The sequence below is a fragment of the Pontiella desulfatans genome (assembly GCF_900890425.1).
Taxonomy (GTDB): domain Bacteria; phylum Verrucomicrobiota; class Kiritimatiellia; order Kiritimatiellales; family Pontiellaceae; genus Pontiella; species Pontiella desulfatans.
This window is the reverse complement of the sequence record NZ_CAAHFG010000004.1, coordinates 414,720-435,690: the sequence shown is the minus strand read 5'-3', so window position 1 is coordinate 435,690 and position 20,971 is coordinate 414,720. Positions and strand designations below refer to the sequence as shown.

The window sequence follows — 20,971 nt, the reverse complement described above, 5'->3', positions numbered from 1 at the left end:
ATTCCAAGTTCCACAAAACCTACTGCTGCGGAACGGGGCGTTTCTTCGTCCCCTTCGAGTCTGGGTGGTAAAAATTTCATCATAGATCCTCCTCGGGGATTCCGTAGGCCAAAATGCGCTCGATGGTTTCGGCGGCGGCGTTTTCGAGCAGGTCGCCGATGCGGTAGGCATCCTTCGACTGCTCCAACCGCATGAGGATGATGTGACGCGATTGATAGACCGGTTCCGGGAGCTGTTCGTCTGCTTCGACCTCGTTGAAGTCGTCTTCCTCGCCATGGAAGGGGTCGTCGGGAACGAAGCCCTGGGCAACCAGGTGGAGCTGCTCGGGCTTTTGCTGCACCTGGCGGAAGCGTTGCGCGTCCTCCGGGCGGCGCGAGGGCTCGGAGGGCAATATGCCATCGACGATGTATTTGCGGGAAGCGCGCGCCTCGGGCGAGTTGTCGCCGATGAAGTAGCGCAGCAGCCCTCCGCCTACCATAATGTTGTCTTCGATGCGCACCGGATTGTTGTAGCCATAGAGCATTTCCGGCGTGAAACCATGGACCAGCAGGATTTCCTCGTAGTTCGAGAGCGGCCCGTTCTTGACGTGGCGCGGCCGGTCCAGATCCTGGTAGAACTCCTCCTCGGCCCCGTTGGCGCGCGTGAGGTTGTCGGAATCGATCCAATCGTGGAAGGCATCGACCAGTGCGTTGCGCTCCTCGCCCTCTTCGATGCCGCAGGCCACTTCCAGCAGGCGGTGCCAGTCGTTCTGGCTCACCTCGTTGGGATCGAGCGCATTGGGCTTGTGGATTATGCGGTAGGAAGCGAGGCCGCGCCCGATTTCCAGCCCCTGGCGGTACAGCATCATTTCCTCGATCTGCGATTCGTAGTCCTCTTTGCCCGCAATGAAGAAGGCGTTGCCAAAGTCGTCGGAATAGAGGGTGGTGTTCTTGCGGTTGAGCTCCATGCGCGCGAGGGCAACGGCCGAACGGGCCAGCTGGAAGTTGAGCGCCTCTTCATAGTGGCCGCCGGCCGCCTTCACCTCGCCCTTCATGTTGGAACCGAAGCCCGTGATCAACACCGCCAGCACCACCACCACCGCCAGCACCATGATGAGGGCGGAACCCGATTTTTGGGTGGGGGTGAAAGGGAGATGGGGGGGTGGGGAGCAAAAAGCCCCTGTTCGCCCGTTCGCCCGTTCGTCCACCCGAGCGGAAATGTTCTTGAACAGTTGCGCTCTCATATCCCTTTCCTCCGGATCGAATAGTCGAACATGAGCGATTCGGTGCCGAGATTGGGGATGGTCATGACCATCTCGATCAGATCGGGAAGGCGGACGGAATAGTCGGTGTCGATGTCGTCGAACTCCATCTCTTCCTTTTCCGGCTCGTCGGTCATGCTGGTTTGCTCGAGCTCCCAATAACGGAAAAAGATCTCCTTCGTGTTCCCCAGCAGCATCACTTCCTTGACCGGCTTCCAATCGTCGTCCAGCCCGTCCGAGCTCCAGTCGGGGCCGACCGGGTTGTCGATGCCCGGCAGGTAGGAGGTGTCGGTCATCCACAGGTTTTGCTGTTCGGTCTCCTCGTCGATCCGCACTTCGACGTTGATCCAGTGCCAAAAGCCATCGCGCTCGGCTTCCAGGAACGGCCGGTCCATCACGAATCCGAGCAGCAGCTCCTCGCCGCGGAAGCGGTAGCGCCCATCCGCCCCGTCGTAGGAGGGGTCGTCGGCCAGCCGGTTGCGCTCCAGCTGGGAGACCTCGGCAATCCGGGCATCGCGTATCGCGCCGCCCAGCACCGTTTCCAGCGACCGCAGCCGCGTCAGCTGATCCATTGCCGCCGAGCCCTGCGCCACGGAATCCGCCGAATTCTTCAGCACGCCCGCAATGGAAGCGCCGAGGATGCCGAGCAGGGTCAAGGCCACCAACAATTCCAAAAGCGTAAATCCTTGTTTACGAGAGGGGGCAATGGGCCGATGGGGCGAGCGGGAGAAAACGCGATGGAGGGATAGGGCACGCACTCGCCCTATCGCCCACTCACCCACTCTGGTTGGTTTGCCCATCCTCATCGTCTTTGAAATAGCTCCATGCCCTGGAACAAAACGCGTCTTCTCAATTCCCCGCCGGCGGAGTCGCTCCACTGCACCAGCACGCTCATGGTGCAGGGTCTTAGGGCGCGGGAGTTGCTGACTTCGTCGGAATCGACCCCCGGCAGCTCGTCATAGTCGGCCTCTTCGACCGTTGCCGTCCAAACATAGCGGCCTTCCTCGCCGGTCATTTCCATGGCCGGGAAATAGCGCAGGCGCCGCAGGGCATTCATTTCGCGCTGGGCAATGCGCACCCCGCGCGCGTGATCCTCCGCAAGCGACACCTCCTTCATGTGGTGCCCCAGCGCCCCCAGCATCCCGGTTACCCCGATGGCGAAAACCAGCAGGGCAATCAGGATCTCGAGAATGGTGAAGCCCTTTTTCATGGTTCCCCCACCCTTCGATTCACCACCTTGGGCCTGCCCGTAAGAATGTCGGCGGCAATGTTGAGCGAGGTTTCCTTGAAGCGGAGCGTCATCCCGCCCCCGTCGCTGCCGCCGAAGTGGGAAAAGGTGAGCGCCACGGTCTCGGCCTCCGCGTCTTCCGCGCCATCGTATTGCGTTTCGGGCAGATCCAGGCGCTGGAACGCATCGTCCTCGTCGAACGGCACTTCGATCTCCTCGATCGAAAAGCCCTCCAGCGAGATTTCCTCGCCAAATGAAACAGCGCGTTCGAACCGGTTGCTCATGAACGCGATCCATTCCTCGTCCTCGCGGTCAACGAGTCCGTCGGGATAGTTGGCCATCAGCGCACGATAGGCGTGCGACTCCACCGCACGGATCTCGTTCAACACGGGATCGATGCGGATTTCGACGCGCACCTTGCGGCTCATCGCCACCTGCCGCGCCTCGTTCATCAGCCGCATCACCCGCCGCCCCTCCTTGCGAAGGGTCTCCTTCGGAGAGCCGAATGCGGCAATGGCCGGCACACTGATGCCCACCAAGACGGCAACGATCGCCAGCACCACGATGAGCTCAACCAGCGTAAACGCTTGTTTCGTAGCTCGCTTCCTGATGCTTGATGCTTGGCCGTCCTTCGACATTCCGGAGTCCTTGTTCGATATTCCTTATTCGTCGATCGACGAGAGATCCGCCATGAAACCTTCTCCGCCTTCCGCGCCGTCGGCGCCGAGGCAGATGATTTCATAGTCGGTGCCGTCGGAGGCGGGAACCTTGAGGAGATAGTCGTTGCCCCACGGGTCGCTGATATCCTTGGCTTTGCGCATGTAGGGGCCGCCCCAGGAGCCGTCGTTCTCTTCCGGCGCGGAGACGAGCGCATTCAGCCCGGCCTCTTCGGTGGGATAGGTGCCCATGTCGAGCTTGTAGCGCTCGAGGGCGGTTTCGAGCTGGCTGAACGAGGTGCGCGCCGCCTGCACCCGCGCCTTGTCGGGCTCCTTGCGGAAGGTCTGCATCGAAATGGTGCCGATCACCATCAGGATCACGATCACTACGAGTAGTTCGACCAACGTAAAGCCGGCTTTCTTCTGTTTCTTTTTCTCATTCATGTTTTTCTCCATTTCACTATCTTCCGCTCGTACTCATGGCCATCATGCCCTGCATCATGCCGATGACGATGAAGGCAACAAAGATCCCCATGACGACGATCATGATCGGTTCGAGCACACTCACAAAACGGTCGGTGGTGGCGGACACCTTGTCCTCATAGCGGTCGGCCACCTTGTTGAGCATGGTGCCGAGCTCGCCGGAATCCTCCCCCATGGTGACCATGCGCGAGGCGAGCTGCGGGAATTCGGGATGCTGCTGGAGCAGCGGCCCCATCGGCTTGCCGGCCTGCACGGTTTCGTAGACTTTGCCCATGAGGCTGCGCAGCGCGGCGTTGGAAAGCGTTCCTCCGGTGATGGAAATGGCCTGGAGGATCGGAACCTGCCCATCGAGCAGCGCGCTGAGCATGCGGCAGAAGCGGCTGGTTTCGGCCTCGGCGATCAAGCGGCCCATCATCGGGATCTTCAGCACCTTGAGCCCCCACTTGGTTTTGCCTTCCTCCGTGCGGGTGGAAAACTTGAATGCACCGAATCCGCCCAACACCAGCATGGGCGTGAGCCACCAATAGTTGCGGTTGAATTCGCTCATGGCGATGACCGCGCGGGTGGAGGCCGGAAGCAGCTGGCCGCTTTCGGCAAACATTTCGGTGAGCTTGGGGATGAGGAACAGCATGAGGCCGGCGACCACGGCAATGCCCATGATGAGCAGGAGCGAGGGATAGATCATCGCGCTGGTCACCTTGGCGCGTAGCGCCTGGCGCCGCTCCATCAGGGCGGCGATGCGCTGCATGATCAGCTCCAGCGAGCCCGAGGCCTCGCCGCCGCGCACCATGTTGGAATAAAAGCGCTCGAACACTTTCGGATGCCGGGCCAACGCATCGGCGAAGGAGGCGCCCCCGTTGACATCCTTCCAAACCTCGGTGAGGATTTCCTTGAATTTGGGGTGGGTGCAGAGGTCGGCCTGCGTCTTTAGCGCCTCTTCGAGCGGAATCTTGGCATCGAGCAAGGCCGAGGTTTCGGATGAAAACTCCATCAGCTGCTGCGCCGAGATCCGGCCTCCGAGCGATTTCGAAACCGAGACGGAGCTTTCCGCGGAAGCGGAATTTGAAATGTTCAGAACCACCAGGCCATTTTGCTGGAGCATCAGTGCGGCACGCGCAGGAGTCGGCGCTTCGATCACCCCGTTGCGCGCTTCGCCCGTTGGCGTCATGGCTTTGTAGGAAAACTTGATCATTGCCTAACTCCACTGCGTGACGCGGCGGATCTCTTCCACGGTGCTTGTGCCGGCGATGATGGCCTCCCAGCCGCTCTCGCGGAGGAGGCGGGTGCCGTGCTGGCGGGCCATGGCGCGGATGGGGCCGGATTCGGGCGACTTTTGGATCAGCTCGCGCATTTCATCGTTGGTGCCCATGAGTTCGTAGAGTCCCATGCGGCCGTAAAAGCCGGTGCCGTCGCAATGCTCGCAGCCTTTGCCGTGGTAGAGCGTGTATTCGGGCTCGACCGCTTCGGGAAAATCGGAGAGGTGCGAGCGCGACACCACGGTGGCTTCGGCGCACTTGGGGCAGACGCGGCGGCAGAGCCGCTGGGCGAGCGCGCCGGTGAGGGCGGAGGCGATGAGGTACGACTCGACCCCCATGTCGGCCAAGCGGGCCACGCTGCCGGCGGCATCGTTGGTATGCAGGGTGGAGAGCACCATATGGCCGGTGAGCGAGGCCTGGATGGCGATGTCGGCCGTCTCGGCATCGCGGATTTCGCCGACCATCACGATGTCCGGGTCCTGGCGGACGATGGAGCGGAGGCCGTTGGCGAAGGTCATGCCGATCTTGGGGTTCATCTGGATCTGGTTGATGCCCTGCAGGCGGATTTCGACGGGATCCTCGATGGTGATGATCTTGACCTTGTCGGAATTCAGGTGCGTGAGCGCCGTGTGCAGCGTGGTGGTCTTGCCGCTACCGGTCGGGCCGGTGACGAGGATGAAGCCCTGCGGCTGCTCGACCATTTTGGAGAAGAGGCCTTCCTCATGCGCGGGCATTCCGAGGCTGCCGAAATTGAGCTCGACGTGTTGCTGGTTGAGCAGGCGGATGACGACGTTTTCGCCGTAGATCGTTGGCGTGGTGGCAACGCGCATGTCGAGATCGTGCCCGTGGACCTGCATCTTGATGCGGCCATCCTGCGGGATGCGGCGCTCGGCAATATCGAGCTTGGCGAGCAGCTTCATACGCGAAATGACGGCGGCGTGGTGTTTGCGGTCGATCATCTCGGCGGCGTGGAGGACACCGTCGACGCGGTAGCGGACGCGCAGGTTGTATTCGCCGATCTCGACGTGGATGTCGGACGCACGTTTTTCAACGGCCTGGGTGATGATGAGGTTGACCATGCGAACGACGGGCGCCTCGAGCGCGAGGTCGCGCAGGTGCTCCTCCTCGTCGCCCCACTCGCCGGCCTGGAAAACCTCGGCCTCGGCCATCATCGACTTCAGGTTGTTTTCGGCAAAGGCCTGCACCTTGCCCAAGGCTTCGTCCATCTGCGCCTCGGTCACCAGGTGGACTGGAAGCGCCTCGCCGTGGTGCAGGCGCGCGGCCTCGATGGACGACCAGTCGGAGGGGTCGTCGGTGATGGCGGAGATGGCCTCTTCGACCATTTGGAAGAGCACGCGGTGCTCGATCATGAACGGAAACGGCAGGTTTTCGTCGAGGAAAAGGTGGTCGGCCGGTTTTTCGTGGGGACTGGCGGGCAGATCGTATTGCTCGGAGAGCGCCTTGAGGAGTTCGGCGGGCTGGATGGCCCCGTCCTCCACGAGGATCCGGCCAAGCTTGGGCAGTCCCCCACCCTCGTTCTGCTTGCGCAGGGCGGCCTCGACGGCATCGCGGTTGACGCACCCGTTCGCGACGAGGATATCGCCTATGGGACGGTAGGCCATCAGTTCGCCTCCTCGGGCGCTTCTTCCTGAAGATCGTAGAGTGTTCGGATGTCGGCGCTGGTTTTGTTCAGGCCGCCGAGCACCTTGCGGCGGAAGTCGCGCGTGAGCAGGTCGGTTTCATCGCGCGAATCAACGACATAGGGGGTCATGATCATCAGGATTTCGGTGCCCTCCTTCGTGACCGAGGTGCGGCCGAAGAGAAAACCGATGAAGGGGATATCCATCAGGAATGGAATGCCGACGCGTTCTTCGCGGTCGCCGCGTTCGATCAAGCCGCCGAGGATGATGGTCTGGCCATCGTCGACCTGGAGGTTGGAGCGGATTTCGCGGGTGCGGAAGACGGGGGCGTCGTTATCGGTGGAAATGGTGTTTTCGACGACGCGGCGTACGGTTTGCTCCAGGTTGAGGGTAACCATTTGGTCGTCGTCGATGTGCGGGGTTACGGTGAGGGTGATCTTGGCGTCGCGGTAGTCGTATGAAAAGTTTTCCTTGCCCGCGTCGGTGACGCTGCTCTGCTGGATGGGCACTTCGGAGCCAAAGGAAACCTCGGCTTCCATGCCATCGCGCGTGAGTACGGTCGGGGAGGAGAGCACCTGCAGGCGGTCTTCGTCCTTGGCGGCCTGGATGAGCGCCCACTTTTCGTCGTTCGATTTGACGAAATAGGTGAAGCCGTTGGCGGCCTCGGTCAGCGGGGTGGTTCCGGCGGCGAGCGCGCCGAGCTCGAGACCGCTCATCTGGGCGCCGGCGTGCGCCGGGTTGCCCCCGCCCTGCACGGCCCATTCGACGCCGAAGTCCATGCCGTCGTCGAGCACCACCTCGACCATGGCGGTTTCGATGAGGACCTGGCGGCGGGATTTATCGAGTTCCTTGATGGTTTTCTCGATTTCGCGGTGCATTTCGGCGGGTGCGTTGATGATGAGGGTGTTGGTATCCTTGTCGGAATGGATGATGACTTCTTCATCCATCGAGGATGCGATTCCATCCATTCCGCCATTCCCGCCTCCGGAGGTTTGGTTCGGGGAGGGGGCGGCCGGCTTGGCGGCCTGGTTTTTCGGGGAACCTTTGGAATCCGCGCTGGGCGCCGCAGACTTGCCCCCGCCGTTTGCGCCGGCACCGGCCTTGGCAATCTTGGTGGCGGTTTTTCCGCGCTCGCGTTCGCGCAGCTGGGATTGTTTGTACAGGTCGGAATAGAGGTTGGAGAGGGTTTTTCCAATGACATCGGCTTCAATGACCTGCATGCGGTAGACCTTGGTGACGCGCTCGTTGAGGTTGTCGGTTTCATCGAGGAACTTCACCCATTTCTCCACTTCCTGCTCGATACCGGATGCAATGTTCTGCGCGACGACGGCGTTGCGGCGGGCCACGGCGAAAAAGCGGATGGGCTGGCCGTTGCTGCCGATCTGGCGGTAGAACACATTGCCCAGTTCAGTCGCCACGTCTTCGGCATCGGCGTTCTTCAACACATAGTGCGACATGACCGACGGCGGAACATCCACCATGGCGATGAGTTCCTCGACCTGGCGCAGGAACGCCTTGGTTCCGATCACGATGATGGTCTGCGTGCCGCCCATGGCGAATACGCGCTGGGGCTTGCCGCCAATGGTTCCAAGGAATTGCTGCGCCTGCGCGCCGCTGATGCTTTTGAGCTGTATGACGCCGATGACGGGCTGGCCGTCGGCCAGGTCGGATCCGGCACTTCCGGTGATGACCGGGCGGATATCGGACGGGGCGAACACCCAGACGCGGCCGCGCTGGATGCGCTGGACGCCGGCGGTGTCGAGAATGGCATCGAAGAGTTCGAGCTTGTTTTCGCGGTTCCACGAGGTGACATCGCCGGCGCGGATGCTGACCTCCTGGGTGACGTTGACGGAGGGGGAAATGATGAATTCCATGCCGAGATCGCGGGAAAGCACCTCGATGCAGTCCTTGAGGGTGACGTTTTCCCAATTGATGGCCACCTCGGATTTGGAGGCATCGCGCGTGACGCCGGTTTGGACGGGGGGGATGGAGGTGGAGGAATCGCGCCTGCTGGTGATGGCCGTTCCCGGTGGAACGTTTTCAGCTGAAACCGCCTGGGTTTGGTTTGTCTCCTCCTGGGCCACCGCGCCCGGGAGGTTGAGCGAAAACATGGATGCAATCAAAAGCCAGCTGACCGGCTTGCCGGGTGTGTTCATTCCCCTACCTCGTATGTGTTGGTCTTTATTATAAAATCATAGGATATACGCCCATGTGACGCTTTGCTGAAAGGGATTTCAGACAGGTCGGGCCACAATAATGCGCCTACGAGCCAGGAGGGAGATGAAAGGGGCATGCCTGAAGCAGGGAATCCGGCAGGTTACATGGACCTGAAGAGGGATCTTTGATCCCCCCTGGCCTTTCAGTAGCCGAAGACGGAAACCGAGGTATTGAAGGAATACTTTTCAGACAACATGCCGCCGGGTTGGGCGGCATGAACGCCTAATCGGCGGAAACCGGGCATGCCGATGGCTTTTTGGGGCGGAAGGGCTGGATGAACGCTTCGTGGAAATCGTAGCCCTCCATGAAATCCTCGATGGAGTCCTCTTCTGTCTTCCCCAGCAACCCTTCGTTCACCAGGTTGAAGACGATATGGCCAAAGTCGACGCATTCATTGATTCCCCACTCGGAAAGCACCCGCTTGGTTACGGGACCGTATTCCTGGAGGGCGTATTCGCGCATGCCCTCGAGCAGTTCACCGCCGCTTACGTGGCGGGGCTTTTCGAGTTTGCGCACGGTGTGGTCGAGCCCTTCGCGCACAAACACATAGGCCTGGGCCTGGTAGCGGTCGTCCTTCAGGAGGATCGGGGCGAGTAAATCGTCTAGGCTTGGATTGTTCATGGTTCTAAAGTTGTTCCCGCAATTGATCGGCCAATTTGGCCATTTCATCGAAATCATCGTATCTTTTTGGATTCCAGTTCCAGTGGTGCCCGTCCTCTTCGAAACGCGGTATGACGTGCACGTGGATATGTTCAACTTCCTGTCCAGCCGCCCTTCCGTTGTTTTGCATGATATTGACCCCTTGTGCACCGAATGCGTTCATTTGTGCCTTCGCGATTTTCTTAGCCGTGAGAAAAAGCTTGGCCAAAACCTCATCCGGCGTTTCGGTTACCGGATCATGGTGTTGCTTGGGAATCACAAGGGCATGTCCTTTTACAATGGGGCCAATATCCATGAACGCGAGCACATCCGCGTCCTCAAAGACGATGGTGGATGGGATTTCCTTTTCAACGATTTTGCAGAAAATGCAATCACTCATGGTTCGGCTCCAATTCTTCAATTCCGGCGGGTGTGTATACCTCGGGCTTTTGGTTTTTCAAGTATAAATAGCGGGCAGCGAGTCCTGTAATGAACAAGGCGCATATAATCAGGATATAGCGCTGTTCTTCATTCGTTAGCCAGAAACTGGCCTGCAATGGACTGGGGGGTTTTTCCGCCATGCAGTGAATGTAGCAAAACAGAACCGCTTTTGCAGAAAAAACGGATTCTACTTCAAAACGCCGAAGGTGGGACCGTCCGTGGTGCAGGTTCCGGGTTCTATCTTCATTTGCGGGATTAGTTTTTCGGGGATTTCCTGCGTTTTGAAGATGGGAAGCAAGGGGCGCCCCCCCTCCCCTTTTGGATATTCGACTCCATCCTGCTCAATCAGCAGGTGGCAAAAGAAAAAGCCGCCGGGACGCTCACCAACCAATACTTCCATTTCGGTCGGTTTGCCCTTGGTCAGGTGGAACCAGTCGCCTATTCGCACATTTTGGCCGGACATTTTCCATTTTTTATCGCGGTCGTCATTGCTCGTCCAACCGGTGATGCCCATGCTCGGCCAGTTGGCGTCTATGACCAAGCGATTCTTGACGCGAACCATAAGAACATCGTCGGCAATACCCCAAAACCGGTAGCGCCCGGTTTCGGGAGCGGCTATTACCCCTTTATAGTAGGCCACCCATTGTTTGGGCTGAACGACATCCTGCACGGCATACGCCTTGGGAGCTTCTTCGGCCTTCATCTTAGGCAACATGAAGGTGGTCGCGAATTTTTTCTTTGGGGCCTTGAAATATTTTTTTTCGAACCGGCTGATGTTCCAGGAACCATCGAAATTACGCAGCACTTCCTTGTAGTAGTTTTCGTCCATTTTGGCTGGTTTTCCATCGGGGTCCATCTTCAGGTCGAAGAAGGTGCCTTCGAATTCGTTACCAGTGCCTTTATTGGCGCCGAACAGGTCGATTTCGAGTCCGAAGCCCAAGCCACCGAGCCCGCCGCCCCCATCCATATACCCCATTCCCCCCTTAACACCGGACACTTCCGGCATTTTGATGTCCATCGACTTTATTTCTTTTTTGACGACAATGGTTTTACGGAGTTTGGGTTTCTGCACCTTCTTCTTCTTTACATTCACGGGAACAGTGAGCTTCTTGAGTTGCATTTTGGGCCGTTTTACTTTTTGCGCCTCGAAGGTTTGCTCATCCTTCACAATGACCTGAACGGCTACGAACGACAGTGCAACGACCAGCAAAACCGCATGGATTGCCAAACTGACAAGCGCAGCGCTCGATTTTGCATGTTTCCCGAAATACCCCGGTTTCCCCTTATTACCCATAGCTATATCTCCACATATAATGGAAACACAGGTTCTGTAACCTGTCTTTTATATTCACCGCATGGATTGGTATAAAATCGGCATTAACAAAAAAGCCGCACTATGGAAATGCGGCTTCATTGTTCCTTCGGGGGTTACCCTAGATTGAAGGTGGTGGCGGAGTTCGCGGAACTTTCACCGTATCCGGCAGAGGTGGCTCTTGATTTGGATTTCCTTCGCCGGGTGTGGGCGGAATGCCGGGACGGGGCGGAATGCCGGCGCCACCGCGTCGACCATGTTTCCGATACTGGTTTCGGGCGGCATCCATGAACTGCTTGTATTTTTCCTTTCCAAGGATCCTCTCCATGGCCATCCGGTTTCTGGTCAGGATTTTCATCGTCTCCGCCTGGGAGTCCGAAACGGCATCGATGGCGGCATAGATTTCTTCTTCGGAAGCGCCGGCTTTCTCAAGGTCTGAAAGGTTTTTGCGCACCAGGTCGGCTTTGACCTGGGCTACGGACAAATCTTCTTTTAGTTTTTTCTGAACTTCAAGAATGCGGGTTTTCTGTTCTTCATTGATTCCAATTTCTTGAAGGGTTTTTTCCATCAGCTGAAGCCGGCGTTCCTGCCGTTCGGCTTTTTCTTCGGGGGATATCTCACGATAGCGCTCCAGATGGCCATACTCACCTTCACCCTTACGGCCTCCTTGTTCGCCCCTCATCCATTCCGAGCGCTGGCGATCGCCCTGCTCTTTCCGAAATTCATTGGTTTGTGCCATCGCGGGGATGGCGAGACCGCATGCGGCAAGAATTGATAGTGTGCTTTTCATAGGTTATCTCCCGAACTTGTCGTTCGGCCTGTATAACGAAAGGTATCAGCCAGCTATTGCCTACAAAAGCCCAATCTTTTTCAGACGGGCCGCCAACCTGCGCCGGCGCGTCTACATTCCGTCCACCGCATCCACGGTCGAGACGCCAATTTCGATGGCGAACCCCAGCAGGATTACCACTTCAACCAGGCTATTCATGGCTTTGGGGCCAATCTTCAACGCTAAACGAGTCCTGTTAATTGAATCATTTGGGCACAACCTGCTCAAATTCCTTGTGTTACAACAGTTCTATTCCCCAACAGTACATTTTTGTTTTAACATTTCCTAAACATGGACACGCCTATCTTGTGTCTGTTCCTGTGTATGCAACTACATTTAGTGGTATTGAAAAAATATGCCTCAATGAATCTCTAATGCCTTGAGGATGCAAACCGCTTTAACTACCTTTCAACATCGCATTATGGAATGGGAACTTACTGGCTGTTAATAACTTGTCAATAAGTACAGGAGACCTGTTAAGGGGACAGAATTTAGGGAACATGGACAAGAATATCTGCAATATTTGGGAAGAGGCTTGCAAACAGCTCAAAGGGATTCTCTCCGGTGATATTTATGACCGATGGATCGCTGTGATCCAGTGCATGGAAATCAAAGGCGAGCGCATGCGTCTGGCGGTTGCCAACGATTTCTACAAGGATTGGCTGGAGGAAAACTATTTCCCCATGATCCGAAAAGCCGTGATGGTCGTGAGTGGGAAAGAGATGGAAATCTCGCTGGAAGTGGACTCCAGTTGTTTCGATTCCGTTAAACCGGAACCGGAGCCGGAAGCTCCGTCGCCGATTTCGCTTCCGACGCTCGGTTTTGGGAACAAGAAACCGAGTCATAACCTTAATCCCAACTATACATTTGAATCCTATGTGGTTGGAGCGGCGAACCAGTTTGCCCATGCTGCGGCCATGGCGGCGGCCAATTCGCCTTCGCGCACCTACAACCCGCTTTTCATCTATGGCGGTGTCGGATTGGGAAAAACCCACCTGATGCAGGCGATCGGAAACCATATCGCAACCAAAAAACCGCGGGCAAAGATTTGCTACACCACATGCGAAACCTTCCTGAACGAATACATCGATGCGCTTCAGAACAATAACGTGGCAGCGTTCAGGAAGAAATACCGCAAAATCGACATGCTGATGATCGACGACATCCAGTTTCTCGATGGAAAAGCGCGTATACAGGAGGAATTCTTCCACACGTTCAACACACTTTTTGAAAGCCATAAGCAAATTGTCCTGACTTCCGACCGCACACCAAGCGAAATGGCAGGATTGGCACCCCGCCTCATTTCCCGTTTCGAATGGGGGTTGGTTACGGAACTCGGCAAGCCCGATGTGGAAACCCGAACGGCAATCCTTCGCAAGAAAGCCGAACTACTCAACCTTAACATCGGCCATGATTTGCTGGATTACCTAGCGGAACGTGTTTCTTCAAATATCCGCAGTCTGGAAGGCGCTTTGATCCGCGTCGCCACATTCATGTCGCTTACCAACCAGCAAGTGGACGTTCAAAAGGTGGAAGAACTATTGCACGATCTCCTCGATAAGGAATCCCAGGCCGCGATCAGCGTCGATGTTATCCAGCGCACCGTTGCCGAGCACTTCGACCTGCGCCAGTCCGACCTGACCGGAAAGAGACGCTCGAGGGATATTGCCTGGCCGCGGCAGATTGCCATGCATCTTTCCAGAACCATGACCACGCAGTCGTTCCCTGTGATTGGCGAGCAGTTCAGCCGTAACCATGCAACCATCCTTTATGCACATGAACAGGTCTCTGAAAAGGCCAAGGCCGATCGTGGATTGCAACAAACGATCTCTATTCTCAAGGATAAGGTGAGCAAGAATTGTGTGAAAGCGGTTCAGTAGAGTTGGATGGCATTTGATTTTCAAATGGGAACCGTCTCGACTGGGACGGTTTTTTTCTTATGCAAAGGTATTCATTTTGACAGAGGGCGCGGACTCCCCCTACGCTTACGGCCTGTTAATGAATCCTTGATAACCTGTGGAGTTTCTGATGATGGAATTAACAACTCGGGGTTGTGAACAGACACCTGTTTTTATGCCCAGCTTATTAACAGGGTTGTTGATTTTTTCAAACTTTTACGGGTGACGGGGTTACGGTAAATCGGTAGGTTTTTGAACGGTTATCCACAACTAATACTAATAGTGAATTTATAAATAGAGTATATCTATATAACAGGAGGCTTGTTAATGAAGTTCAGCATCGAGAAGGATCAAATTCTGGAAGCGTTGCAAAAGGTGCAGTCGATCGTTGGCCAACGAACCACGCTACCGATTCTTTCGAATGTCCTGCTCGAAGCGGGCAACGGGAAGCTGACGCTCACAACAACCGATATGGAGGTCAGTGTTAGAACCAGTATCGAGGCTGACATCGATGAGGATGGAGCAACAACCCTTCCGGCCCGTCGGTTCTTCAGTATTTGCCGAGACTTGCCCAGCCATCAGGTTGACATCGGCGTGAGCAATGAAGATGTGGCCACGATCATCTCCGGTTCCTACACATGCAAACTCGAAGGGCTTTCCCGGGATGATTTTCCGCCTATGCCCACATTCGAAGAGAGTTTCTCCTATACGCTCGTTCAAGGCACGCTGAAGGATATCCTTCAGAAAACATCCTACGCGGCCTCTACGGACGAATCCCGGGCGATTTTGAATGGTTCCCTGATGGCATTCCGGGACAACAAGCTCACAACCGTATGCACGGATGGTAGGCGCCTTGCTCTTGTGGAGCAGGAAATCGACATGCCAGACGATGCAGAAGTTGATATTGTGGTGCCCACCAAGACCGTTAATGAGTTAATCAAAACACTCGGCGATGAAGGTGAAGCCATCATCAAGACCTCCGCAACGCAGGTGGCCTTCGAATTCGGAAATATTTTTATTATTTCGAAGCTGATCGACGGAACCTACCCGAATTATCGCCAGGTTATTCCTTCCCAATGCGAAGAGCGGATTGCCATTGATCGCGAAATGCTGCTGAGCGCCGTTCGTCGTGTCTCGCTCATGCTTGATGACCAGGCTGCCTCGGTGAAGGTTCAAATTACTGAAAACCGCATGGAACTTTTGACTTCCTCTCCGGAAATCGGTGAATCGCGTGAAGCGGTTCCTGTGAAATATTCTGGAAAGGATATCACGATTGCATTTAACCCGGCCTTCCTGATGGCGCCGCTGAAGCATCTTGATAGCGATGAAATCTTCCTGGAACTCTCGGACGAACTCAGCCCCGGCGTGATTAAGACGAATGTCCCGTTCCTTTACGTGATCATGCCGATCCGCGTGAGTTAACGCGTGGAAAACCGAATGGTGGGATGGTGGTTGGGAAGCTTGCCAGTTAACCAGCAGTCCACTTATCCAGTGGTTTGGGGAAAATGGTTGCCGAACAAGGACTCGAACCTTGACTAAGCGAGTCAGAGTCGCTTGTGCTGCCAATTACACCATTCGGCAATGAATGAGGGCAGAAAGTATCCATTTCCCCTTGTTGGATCAAGCAGGTTTATCAAAAAAATGTCTAAGGCTAACCAGAAGAAAATCATTCGTCTGCTAGGTGTAGGGTTCGATGCCGAGGATGGGCATGTTCGGATCACAAAAGGGGAAAAATATGATGTTTTTATGGGATCCGATGAAAGTCATGCGTATATTCAGCAACTTATCCGAAAAATAGAGGATGAACTGGATAAGCGTGGAATGTCGCTGGATGATGTTTCACCCGATGAATTCGGTGAATTCGTTAAGTCGGTCAAATGAGTTTTAATTGAGTGAATAGGCAAGGGAGTTCACCAAACTCCATGTATGCCTGTTTTGCAATCAGGGCATTCTCCATTCACTAGCCCGTTTTTTACTATTCGGTAACCATACCGTTCAATAAGGCATACGCCGCAGCCCGGACACCGGGTGGACTCCCCTTCCCCATCATGCATGTTTCCGACGTATACAAATTGCAGGCCAGTTCCAAGGGCAATTTCCCTGGCACGAATAATGGTTTCCATCGGGGTTGGAGGAAGGTGACGCAATTGGTTTTGCGGAAAGAATCGTGAAAAATGAAGTGGGGTTTCAATCCCTAGGTTTTCGGCAATCCAAGCGCATAGCTGTTTCGTTTCCTCTTCAGAGTCGTTTAGGGTTGGAATGAGTAGATTGGTGATTTCCAGGAACACGCCGGAATCTTGCATGATTTTCAGTGCATTGAGTACCGGCTTTAACCGGGCATCGCAAATCTCTTCGTAGAAGCGATTCGAAAATGACTTTAAGTCAACATTGGCAGCATCAATATATCCGCATAACTTCCGTAATGGGTCGGGATTGATGTAGGCAGCCGTGACCAGTACGTTTTTAATTCCCGCGTCGGCCGCCTCTTTACAGCAATCCAGGGTGTATTCATAAGATACGAGCGGTTCTGCATAGGTGTAGGCTATCGACGGACACACTTTGTGAACCGCAAGCTTAACGATTTCCCCGGGCGATGTCGTATTGGGCGAAGTTGGATTGGATTGGGAAATCTGCCAGTTCTGGCATTGCTTGCAATGGAGGTTGCATCCGGCGGTTCCAATGGAAAGAATCGGTGAACCTGGAAGAAAGTGATATAGCGGTTTTTTTTCAACAGGGTCGATGTTCATTGAGCAGGGGCGACTGTAGGTTACACTACTAATTAATCCGTCAATATTTGTCCGAACCTGACAGTCTCCGGTTTCGCCATGTTCGAGTTCGCACCCTTTTGGGCAGATCCCGCATCTAATCTTTGCTGTCTTCATCCTTTCCACTGGTTGGAAACAGGGCATCCAACCCCTCAAAAGCACTGAATCCCCCACCCTTGAAAGCTTCTTCGGTTCCATTGCCGAAACCCTTCATCTTATGCTTTTCATGCTCATGGTCGTGGCAATATACACAAAGCAGTTCCCAGTTGGATCCATCAGGGGGATTGTTTTGATGATTGTGATCTTTGTGGTGGACGGTGAGTTCTTTCAGTTTCAGACCTTCGAATTCGCGGGCACAGCTGCCGCAGATATGTGGAAACATTTTTAGCGCCTTGGCGCGATACCCCTTTTCTTTTTCCGAAATTTGTTTATGGATTCTATCCAGTGCATCATTTTGTTTCATCTCAATATATCCTCTAAAGCTTCCCTCAAATCCTCATGTTTGTACTTAAAACCAGCCTCCATTAGTTTTTTTGGTATTACTTTGGTGCTGGAAAGCAATAGCGCTTCCGCCATTTCTCCGAACATAATCTTTGCAGCAAATGCAGGCAACGGCATTATGGTTGGCCTATGAAGTACATGGCCCAAGGTTTTCGTGAATTCATGATTTGTTATTGGTTTGGGCGAAACTAAATTAATGGCACCTACTGATTCATCGTCGTTAATTAGAAAGGTTATCGCTTCAACCAGATCATGTAGGCTGATCCAACTCATGAATTGTTTACCGTTTCCAATAATTCCCCCCGCACCAATTTTAAATGGAGGAAGCATTTTGGATAGTGCTCCACCCTTTTCGCTTAGGACAATTCCCGTTCTTATGTTGACGGTTCTAATTCCGGCTTTCCTTGCAGGAAGACTCACCGCCTCCCATTTCCGGCATACTTCTGCAAGAAATCCCGTTCCAGCTGAACTACATTCATCGAGTATTTCATTTCCTCTTTCGCCGTAATATCCGATGGCCGATGCGGTAATGAAAACACGAGGTTTATGTGGGCTTTCGGCTATTTGTTGAGAGAGTAAGGTGGTTCCAGCAACCCTACTCTCTTCAATGCGCTTCTTCTTTTCAGTAGTCCACCGTCCCTTGGCTATGCTCTCACCCGCAAGATGGATTACTGCGTCTATATCGTTGAAATCCATATCCTTTGTAAAATCTCTTCCCAACGCTTTAACTTCATGTCCTTTTTCGTGCAGCGAGCGCATCAATTGGGTTCCGATTAATCCATGCGAGCCAGACAATAGAATTTTCATTGGCAGTCCTTCCTTAATTAGTGTTTCCCCGTATCAATATACTCAACTTACGCCTGATCTCGCAACTTGAACAGCGCTTACAGCATATATCTACATTCATAGAACGCTCGTTTTAAAGGTGATCCGTTATTTTGTCCAAAAGCTATCGTTGACCATTCTATTGCTGAGTGCAACTATCCACGACCCGATAAGTATAAATGGTGTAATTATGTATAAGACTTTATATGATGTTATTGTTGTTGGTGGTGGTCATGCAGGCTATGAGGCTGCTTTGGCTTCGGCAAGAATGGGTGTTAATACACTATTGATAACACTAAACAAAAAACTTATTGGAAGATTACCTTGTAATCCAGCAGTGGGCGGAATTGCGAAATCACATTTAGTTTCTGAATTGGATGCGCTCGGTGGTGAATTAGGTCGTAATTCTGACTATACGGGGATTCAATACCGTATGTTAAACACGCGCAAGGGGCCGGCAGTTCAATCTAACCGCATCCAGTGCGACAAAGACCTTTTTCCTGTACGAATTCAAGCGGTGCTTGGGATGCAGAAGCATCTCGACATACATGATGATATTGTCACGGAAATCCGAACAAAAGGATCAAAAATATGTGGTGTGACGACTAGAGGAAGTGGAGACATCGATGCTAGTGCTGTTGTAATCTGTACCGGAACATTTCTTCGTGGACGTGTCCTTATTGGTATGAAAAGTATTAACGAAGGTCGGATGGGTGAGGAATCGGCTGAGGAATTAAGCACATCATTTGATCGGTTCGGTTTTGAATTGGGTAGATTGAAGACGGGAACGCCACCTCGGATACATAGGGATTCTGTCGATTATTCCAAGATGGAGATACAGCCAGGCGATAACCCTCCCCCTTTCTTTTCTAGAATGGCACGTAAAGAGTGGAAAATGTTCCACGTGGAACACCAGAAGGAAAGTTCCATTGGGATGAATGCTATGTTCCACGTGGAACAACCTGGAATGCACCCGTGGATGCCTGGTACAGACCAGATCCCTTGTTGGCTAACCCATACAAATGAAAATACCCATCAGATCATTGCTGAAAACCTAAAAAAAAGTGCGATGTATGGTGGGTTGGTTGAAGGAACCGGAGTCCGATACTGCCCATCTATTGAAGATAAGATTGTGAAGTTCTCCGGTAGAGATTCCCATCATGTCTTTGTTGAACCTGAAGGCCGGAACAATATCCGCCTCTATCCAAATGGAACCTCCAATAGTCTTCCTGAGGATGTTCAAGGGCAAATGATCCATTCCATCCATGGTTTAGAGAATGCCGAAATTATTCGCCCTGGCTATGCGATAGAGTATGACTACTCAAATCCAACCCAGCTTTTCCATACACTGGAAACTAAACTCGTCGAAAATCTTTTCTTTGCCGGTCAATTGAATGGAACAACAGGATATGAGGAAGCTGCGGCTCAGGGGTTTGTTGCTGGTGCTAACGCTGCAATAAAGGTTCTTGGAGGCGGCCCTTTCACATTGAGTCGTAGTGAAAGCTATATTGGTGTCCTGATAGATGATTTAGTCACTAAAGGAACAGATGAACCCTATAGAATGTTTACCTCTCGCTCGGAGCATCGATTGACGTTACGTCAGGATAATGTCTATTATCGGCTATTTGAAAAGACAAAGAAGCTGGGTATTGTCGATATTTCTGAAATTGAGGAAATATCAGATCAAGGCAAACAAATTCAGGCGGAATGCGATCGACTAGAGACCATATATTTTGATGGGAAATCGCTAGGACAAATGCTTCGCCAACCAAACTTTTCCTATAAGGATTTACCGCATAATGTTTCATCTCTTAGCGACGAGGTGATAAAGCAAGTTGAAATTGAGGTGAAATATGCTGGATACATTAAACGCGAAAAAGAGCGTATTGATGCAGCCAGGAGGAAGGAAGACCAGCATATACCATCAGATTTTGACTATGATAATGTTAAAAGCCTACGCTACGAAGCCAGAGAAAAACTTAAAAATATACGCCCGGAAAACTTGGGCCAGGCCTCTAGAATTTCTGGCGTCAATCCATCTGATGTTTCAATTCTTATGATGTTTATCAAACGTGAAACCGGTCAAAACTAACAAAGTTAGTTCATGAGTTTCAGTCTATTATTGCTTTAAGGTTTCGGACACCTCTGCGGTACATATTATATGTTTTCTTCATATCAGCAGCTTAAGTACACCTTATTACAATGGAATAAAATCAACATAATAAACACTTAATGCATCTGAAATGAATTTATGTGGTTTTTGAATTGGTTGTGTATAACCACGTAAAATATTACAAAAAACATCACCTTAAGCATATATATGCGGCTCCGCTTTGAGACCTACCCCCTAATCACAATCAATATTTTGTATAAATATATCGATAAAAATAGAGAGTAGTTGAATCTTCGGGTTTTTTAAGTATTTTGGAGAGTGGACTTTCCGTATGTAGCACTTGAGAACCCTAGCAATGGAGACGTAGTATGCTGAATGAAGCTAAATCCGTAAGCTGTTCCTGTGGAATGGAATCCAGTGATGAAAATCTGTTTAAGAAGCTTGATGAGATTCTTGAGGAGTATAAATATAAGGATGGGGGATTGATCCCGGTTTTGCAGATTGCGCAAGGCCTGTTCGGTTTTCTTCCTGAGGATGTGCTTCGCCATATTGCGAAGAAAATGGACAAACCATATAGCGAAGTCGCGGGCGTGGTCGGTTTCTATTCCTTTTTCTCGACCCAGCCGCGAGGGGACAATGTCATAAGAGTCTGTCTTGGAACGGCATGTTATGTCAGAGGAGGAAAACAAGTCCTCGATTCAATCAAAAAGGAACTTAGTATCGATGTAGGGGAAACAACCGAGGATAAAGCTTTTTCACTGGAAGTAGCCCGGTGTTTCGGTGCATGTGGCTTAGCCCCGGCAATCATGATCAATGACGATGTTCACCAGCGCGTGAAGCCAGCACGAATTAAACAGATTCTTGCTCCCTATTATGAAACGCAAATGGAGGAGGCCTAACCATGTATGAAAAAATAGAATCAGCGCAA

General features: G+C 53.1%; 20 protein-coding genes and 1 tRNA gene. 5 read left to right on the top strand and 16 right to left on the bottom strand.

Features of this window, described 5'->3' with window-relative positions:
- Positions 1–79: 79 nt before the first annotated feature.
- The 12 genes from E9954_RS27405 to E9954_RS27350 all read right to left on the bottom strand — a co-directional run bounded on the left by E9954_RS27405 (position 80) and on the right by E9954_RS27350 (position 11,902).
- Positions 80–1,222 carry a type II secretion system protein GspK gene (locus tag E9954_RS27405; protein ID WP_136082488.1) on the bottom strand — a complete coding sequence of 381 codons (1,143 nt, stop codon included), beginning with the start codon at positions 1,220–1,222 and terminating at the stop codon, positions 80–82.
- On the bottom strand, positions 1,219–2,040 hold the full coding sequence (locus E9954_RS27400; protein WP_281281275.1) for a prepilin-type N-terminal cleavage/methylation domain-containing protein: 822 nt from the start codon (positions 2,038–2,040) through the stop codon (positions 1,219–1,221). The genes E9954_RS27405 and E9954_RS27400 overlap by 4 nt, the downstream gene beginning before the upstream one ends.
- Positions 2,041–2,042: 2 nt before the next feature.
- The gene (locus E9954_RS32795) at positions 2,043–2,450 is read right to left on the bottom strand and encodes a type IV pilus modification PilV family protein (RefSeq protein ID WP_168442638.1); all 408 of its coding nucleotides are present in this window, start codon (positions 2,448–2,450) and stop codon (positions 2,043–2,045) included.
- Positions 2,447–3,106 carry a prepilin-type N-terminal cleavage/methylation domain-containing protein gene (locus tag E9954_RS27390; protein WP_136082485.1) on the bottom strand — a complete coding sequence of 220 codons (660 nt, stop codon included), beginning with the start codon at positions 3,104–3,106 and terminating at the stop codon, positions 2,447–2,449. Before E9954_RS27390 ends, E9954_RS32795 begins: the two co-directional genes overlap by 4 nt.
- A 24-nt stretch (positions 3,107–3,130) precedes the next feature.
- Entirely contained in the window at positions 3,131–3,568 is a 438-nt protein-coding gene (gene gspG / locus E9954_RS27385; RefSeq protein WP_168442637.1) for a type II secretion system major pseudopilin GspG, read from the bottom strand.
- Positions 3,569–3,584: 16 nt separating this feature from the next.
- Positions 3,585–4,799, bottom strand: coding sequence for a type II secretion system F family protein (locus tag E9954_RS27380; protein WP_136082483.1), 1,215 nt, complete (start codon positions 4,797–4,799; stop codon positions 3,585–3,587).
- A 3-nt stretch (positions 4,800–4,802) separates the two neighbouring features.
- The gene (locus E9954_RS27375) at positions 4,803–6,485 is read right to left on the bottom strand and encodes a GspE/PulE family protein (RefSeq protein WP_136082482.1); all 1,683 of its coding nucleotides are present in this window, start codon (positions 6,483–6,485) and stop codon (positions 4,803–4,805) included.
- Positions 6,485–8,659, bottom strand: a complete 2,175-nt coding sequence (gene gspD, locus E9954_RS27370) for a type II secretion system secretin GspD (RefSeq protein WP_136082481.1) — start codon at positions 8,657–8,659, stop codon at positions 6,485–6,487. The genes E9954_RS27375 and gspD overlap by 1 nt, the downstream gene beginning before the upstream one ends.
- Before the next feature lie 283 nt (positions 8,660–8,942).
- The gene (locus tag E9954_RS27365; protein ID WP_136082480.1) at positions 8,943–9,341 is read right to left on the bottom strand and encodes a Minf_1886 family protein; all 399 of its coding nucleotides are present in this window, start codon (positions 9,339–9,341) and stop codon (positions 8,943–8,945) included.
- Between the two features lie 4 nt (positions 9,342–9,345).
- Positions 9,346–9,780, bottom strand: a complete 435-nt coding sequence (locus E9954_RS27360; protein WP_281281274.1) for an HIT family protein — start codon at positions 9,778–9,780, stop codon at positions 9,346–9,348.
- A 207-nt stretch (positions 9,781–9,987) separates the two neighbouring features.
- A complete protein-coding gene (locus E9954_RS27355; protein ID WP_136082478.1) occupies positions 9,988–11,094 on the bottom strand; it encodes a hypothetical protein in 1,107 nt (368 codons plus the stop codon).
- Positions 11,095–11,233: 139 nt separating this feature from the next.
- Positions 11,234–11,902 carry a hypothetical protein gene (locus E9954_RS27350; protein ID WP_136082477.1) on the bottom strand — a complete coding sequence of 223 codons (669 nt, stop codon included), beginning with the start codon at positions 11,900–11,902 and terminating at the stop codon, positions 11,234–11,236.
- 539 nt (positions 11,903–12,441) lie between these two features.
- Between E9954_RS27350 and dnaA the strand changes: the two genes are divergently transcribed.
- Positions 12,442–13,821, top strand: coding sequence for a chromosomal replication initiator protein DnaA (gene dnaA / locus E9954_RS27345; protein WP_136082476.1), 1,380 nt, complete (start codon positions 12,442–12,444; stop codon positions 13,819–13,821).
- Between the two features lie 345 nt (positions 13,822–14,166).
- A complete protein-coding gene (gene dnaN / locus E9954_RS27340; protein ID WP_136082475.1) occupies positions 14,167–15,261 on the top strand; it encodes a DNA polymerase III subunit beta in 1,095 nt (364 codons plus the stop codon).
- Between the two features lie 84 nt (positions 15,262–15,345).
- Here the strand turns inward: dnaN and E9954_RS27335 are convergent.
- Positions 15,346–15,420, bottom strand: a tRNA-Gln gene (locus E9954_RS27335).
- A 60-nt stretch (positions 15,421–15,480) separates the two neighbouring features.
- On the opposite strand from E9954_RS27335, the gene E9954_RS27330 reads away from it, so the two are divergent.
- Positions 15,481–15,720 (top strand): hypothetical protein, encoded by a 240-nt coding sequence (locus E9954_RS27330; protein WP_136082474.1) that lies wholly within the window; start codon positions 15,481–15,483, stop codon positions 15,718–15,720.
- Between the two features lie 29 nt (positions 15,721–15,749).
- On the opposite strand, the gene amrS is transcribed toward E9954_RS27330, so the two are convergent.
- The 3 genes from amrS to E9954_RS27315 are packed head-to-tail and all read right to left on the bottom strand — an operon-like array spanning position 15,750 to position 17,912.
- Positions 15,750–16,721: an AmmeMemoRadiSam system radical SAM enzyme gene (gene amrS / locus E9954_RS27325; protein ID WP_136082473.1), complete on the bottom strand. Its 972-nt coding sequence runs from the start codon at positions 16,719–16,721 to the stop codon at positions 15,750–15,752.
- Positions 16,702–17,067 (bottom strand): YajD family HNH nuclease, encoded by a 366-nt coding sequence (locus E9954_RS27320; protein WP_136082472.1) that lies wholly within the window; start codon positions 17,065–17,067, stop codon positions 16,702–16,704. The genes amrS and E9954_RS27320 overlap by 20 nt, the downstream gene beginning before the upstream one ends.
- Positions 17,064–17,912, bottom strand: coding sequence for a TIGR01777 family oxidoreductase (locus E9954_RS27315; RefSeq protein ID WP_136082471.1), 849 nt, complete (start codon positions 17,910–17,912; stop codon positions 17,064–17,066). The genes E9954_RS27320 and E9954_RS27315 overlap by 4 nt, the downstream gene beginning before the upstream one ends.
- A gap of 208 nt (positions 17,913–18,120) precedes the next feature.
- Between E9954_RS27315 and E9954_RS27310 the strand changes: the two genes are divergently transcribed.
- Positions 18,121–20,022 carry a tRNA uridine-5-carboxymethylaminomethyl modification enzyme MnmG/GidA gene (locus E9954_RS27310; RefSeq protein ID WP_136082470.1) on the top strand — a complete coding sequence of 634 codons (1,902 nt, stop codon included), beginning with the start codon at positions 18,121–18,123 and terminating at the stop codon, positions 20,020–20,022.
- A 389-nt stretch (positions 20,023–20,411) separates the two neighbouring features.
- Complete coding sequence (locus E9954_RS27305) at positions 20,412–20,942, top strand: NADH-quinone oxidoreductase subunit NuoE family protein (RefSeq protein WP_168442636.1); 531 nt, start codon at positions 20,412–20,414, stop codon at positions 20,940–20,942.
- Positions 20,943–20,971 lie beyond the last annotated feature (29 nt).

Coding starts and splice junctions, on each gene's coding strand:
- dnaA (WP_136082476.1), top strand. CDS start 12,442: ATGGACAAGAATATCTGCAATATTTGGGAAGAGGCTTGCAAACAGCTC.
- E9954_RS27320 (WP_136082472.1), bottom strand. CDS start 17,067: ATGAAACAAAATGATGCACTGGATAGAATCCATAAACAAATTTCGGAA.
- E9954_RS27330 (WP_136082474.1), top strand. CDS start 15,481: ATGTCTAAGGCTAACCAGAAGAAAATCATTCGTCTGCTAGGTGTAGGG.
- dnaN (WP_136082475.1), top strand. CDS start 14,167: ATGAAGTTCAGCATCGAGAAGGATCAAATTCTGGAAGCGTTGCAAAAG.
- E9954_RS27355 (WP_136082478.1), bottom strand. CDS start 11,094: ATGGGTAATAAGGGGAAACCGGGGTATTTCGGGAAACATGCAAAATCG.
- E9954_RS27365 (WP_136082480.1), bottom strand. CDS start 9,341: ATGAACAATCCAAGCCTAGACGATTTACTCGCCCCGATCCTCCTGAAG.
- E9954_RS27400 (WP_281281275.1), bottom strand. CDS start 2,040: ATGGGCAAACCAACCAGAGTGGGTGAGTGGGCGATAGGGCGAGTGCGT.
- gspG (WP_168442637.1), bottom strand. CDS start 3,568: ATGAATGAGAAAAAGAAACAGAAGAAAGCCGGCTTTACGTTGGTCGAA.
- amrS (WP_136082473.1), bottom strand. CDS start 16,721: ATGAAGACAGCAAAGATTAGATGCGGGATCTGCCCAAAAGGGTGCGAA.
- E9954_RS27375 (WP_136082482.1), bottom strand. CDS start 6,485: ATGGCCTACCGTCCCATAGGCGATATCCTCGTCGCGAACGGGTGCGTC.
- E9954_RS32795 (WP_168442638.1), bottom strand. CDS start 2,450: ATGAAAAAGGGCTTCACCATTCTCGAGATCCTGATTGCCCTGCTGGTT.
- E9954_RS27350 (WP_136082477.1), bottom strand. CDS start 11,902: ATGAAAAGCACACTATCAATTCTTGCCGCATGCGGTCTCGCCATCCCC.
- E9954_RS27405 (WP_136082488.1), bottom strand. CDS start 1,222: ATGAGAGCGCAACTGTTCAAGAACATTTCCGCTCGGGTGGACGAACGG.
- gspD (WP_136082481.1), bottom strand. CDS start 8,659: ATGAACACACCCGGCAAGCCGGTCAGCTGGCTTTTGATTGCATCCATG.
- E9954_RS27315 (WP_136082471.1), bottom strand. CDS start 17,912: ATGAAAATTCTATTGTCTGGCTCGCATGGATTAATCGGAACCCAATTG.
- E9954_RS27310 (WP_136082470.1), top strand. CDS start 18,121: ATGTATAAGACTTTATATGATGTTATTGTTGTTGGTGGTGGTCATGCA.
- E9954_RS27380 (WP_136082483.1), bottom strand. CDS start 4,799: ATGATCAAGTTTTCCTACAAAGCCATGACGCCAACGGGCGAAGCGCGC.
- E9954_RS27305 (WP_168442636.1), top strand. CDS start 20,412: ATGCTGAATGAAGCTAAATCCGTAAGCTGTTCCTGTGGAATGGAATCC.
- E9954_RS27390 (WP_136082485.1), bottom strand. CDS start 3,106: ATGTCGAAGGACGGCCAAGCATCAAGCATCAGGAAGCGAGCTACGAAA.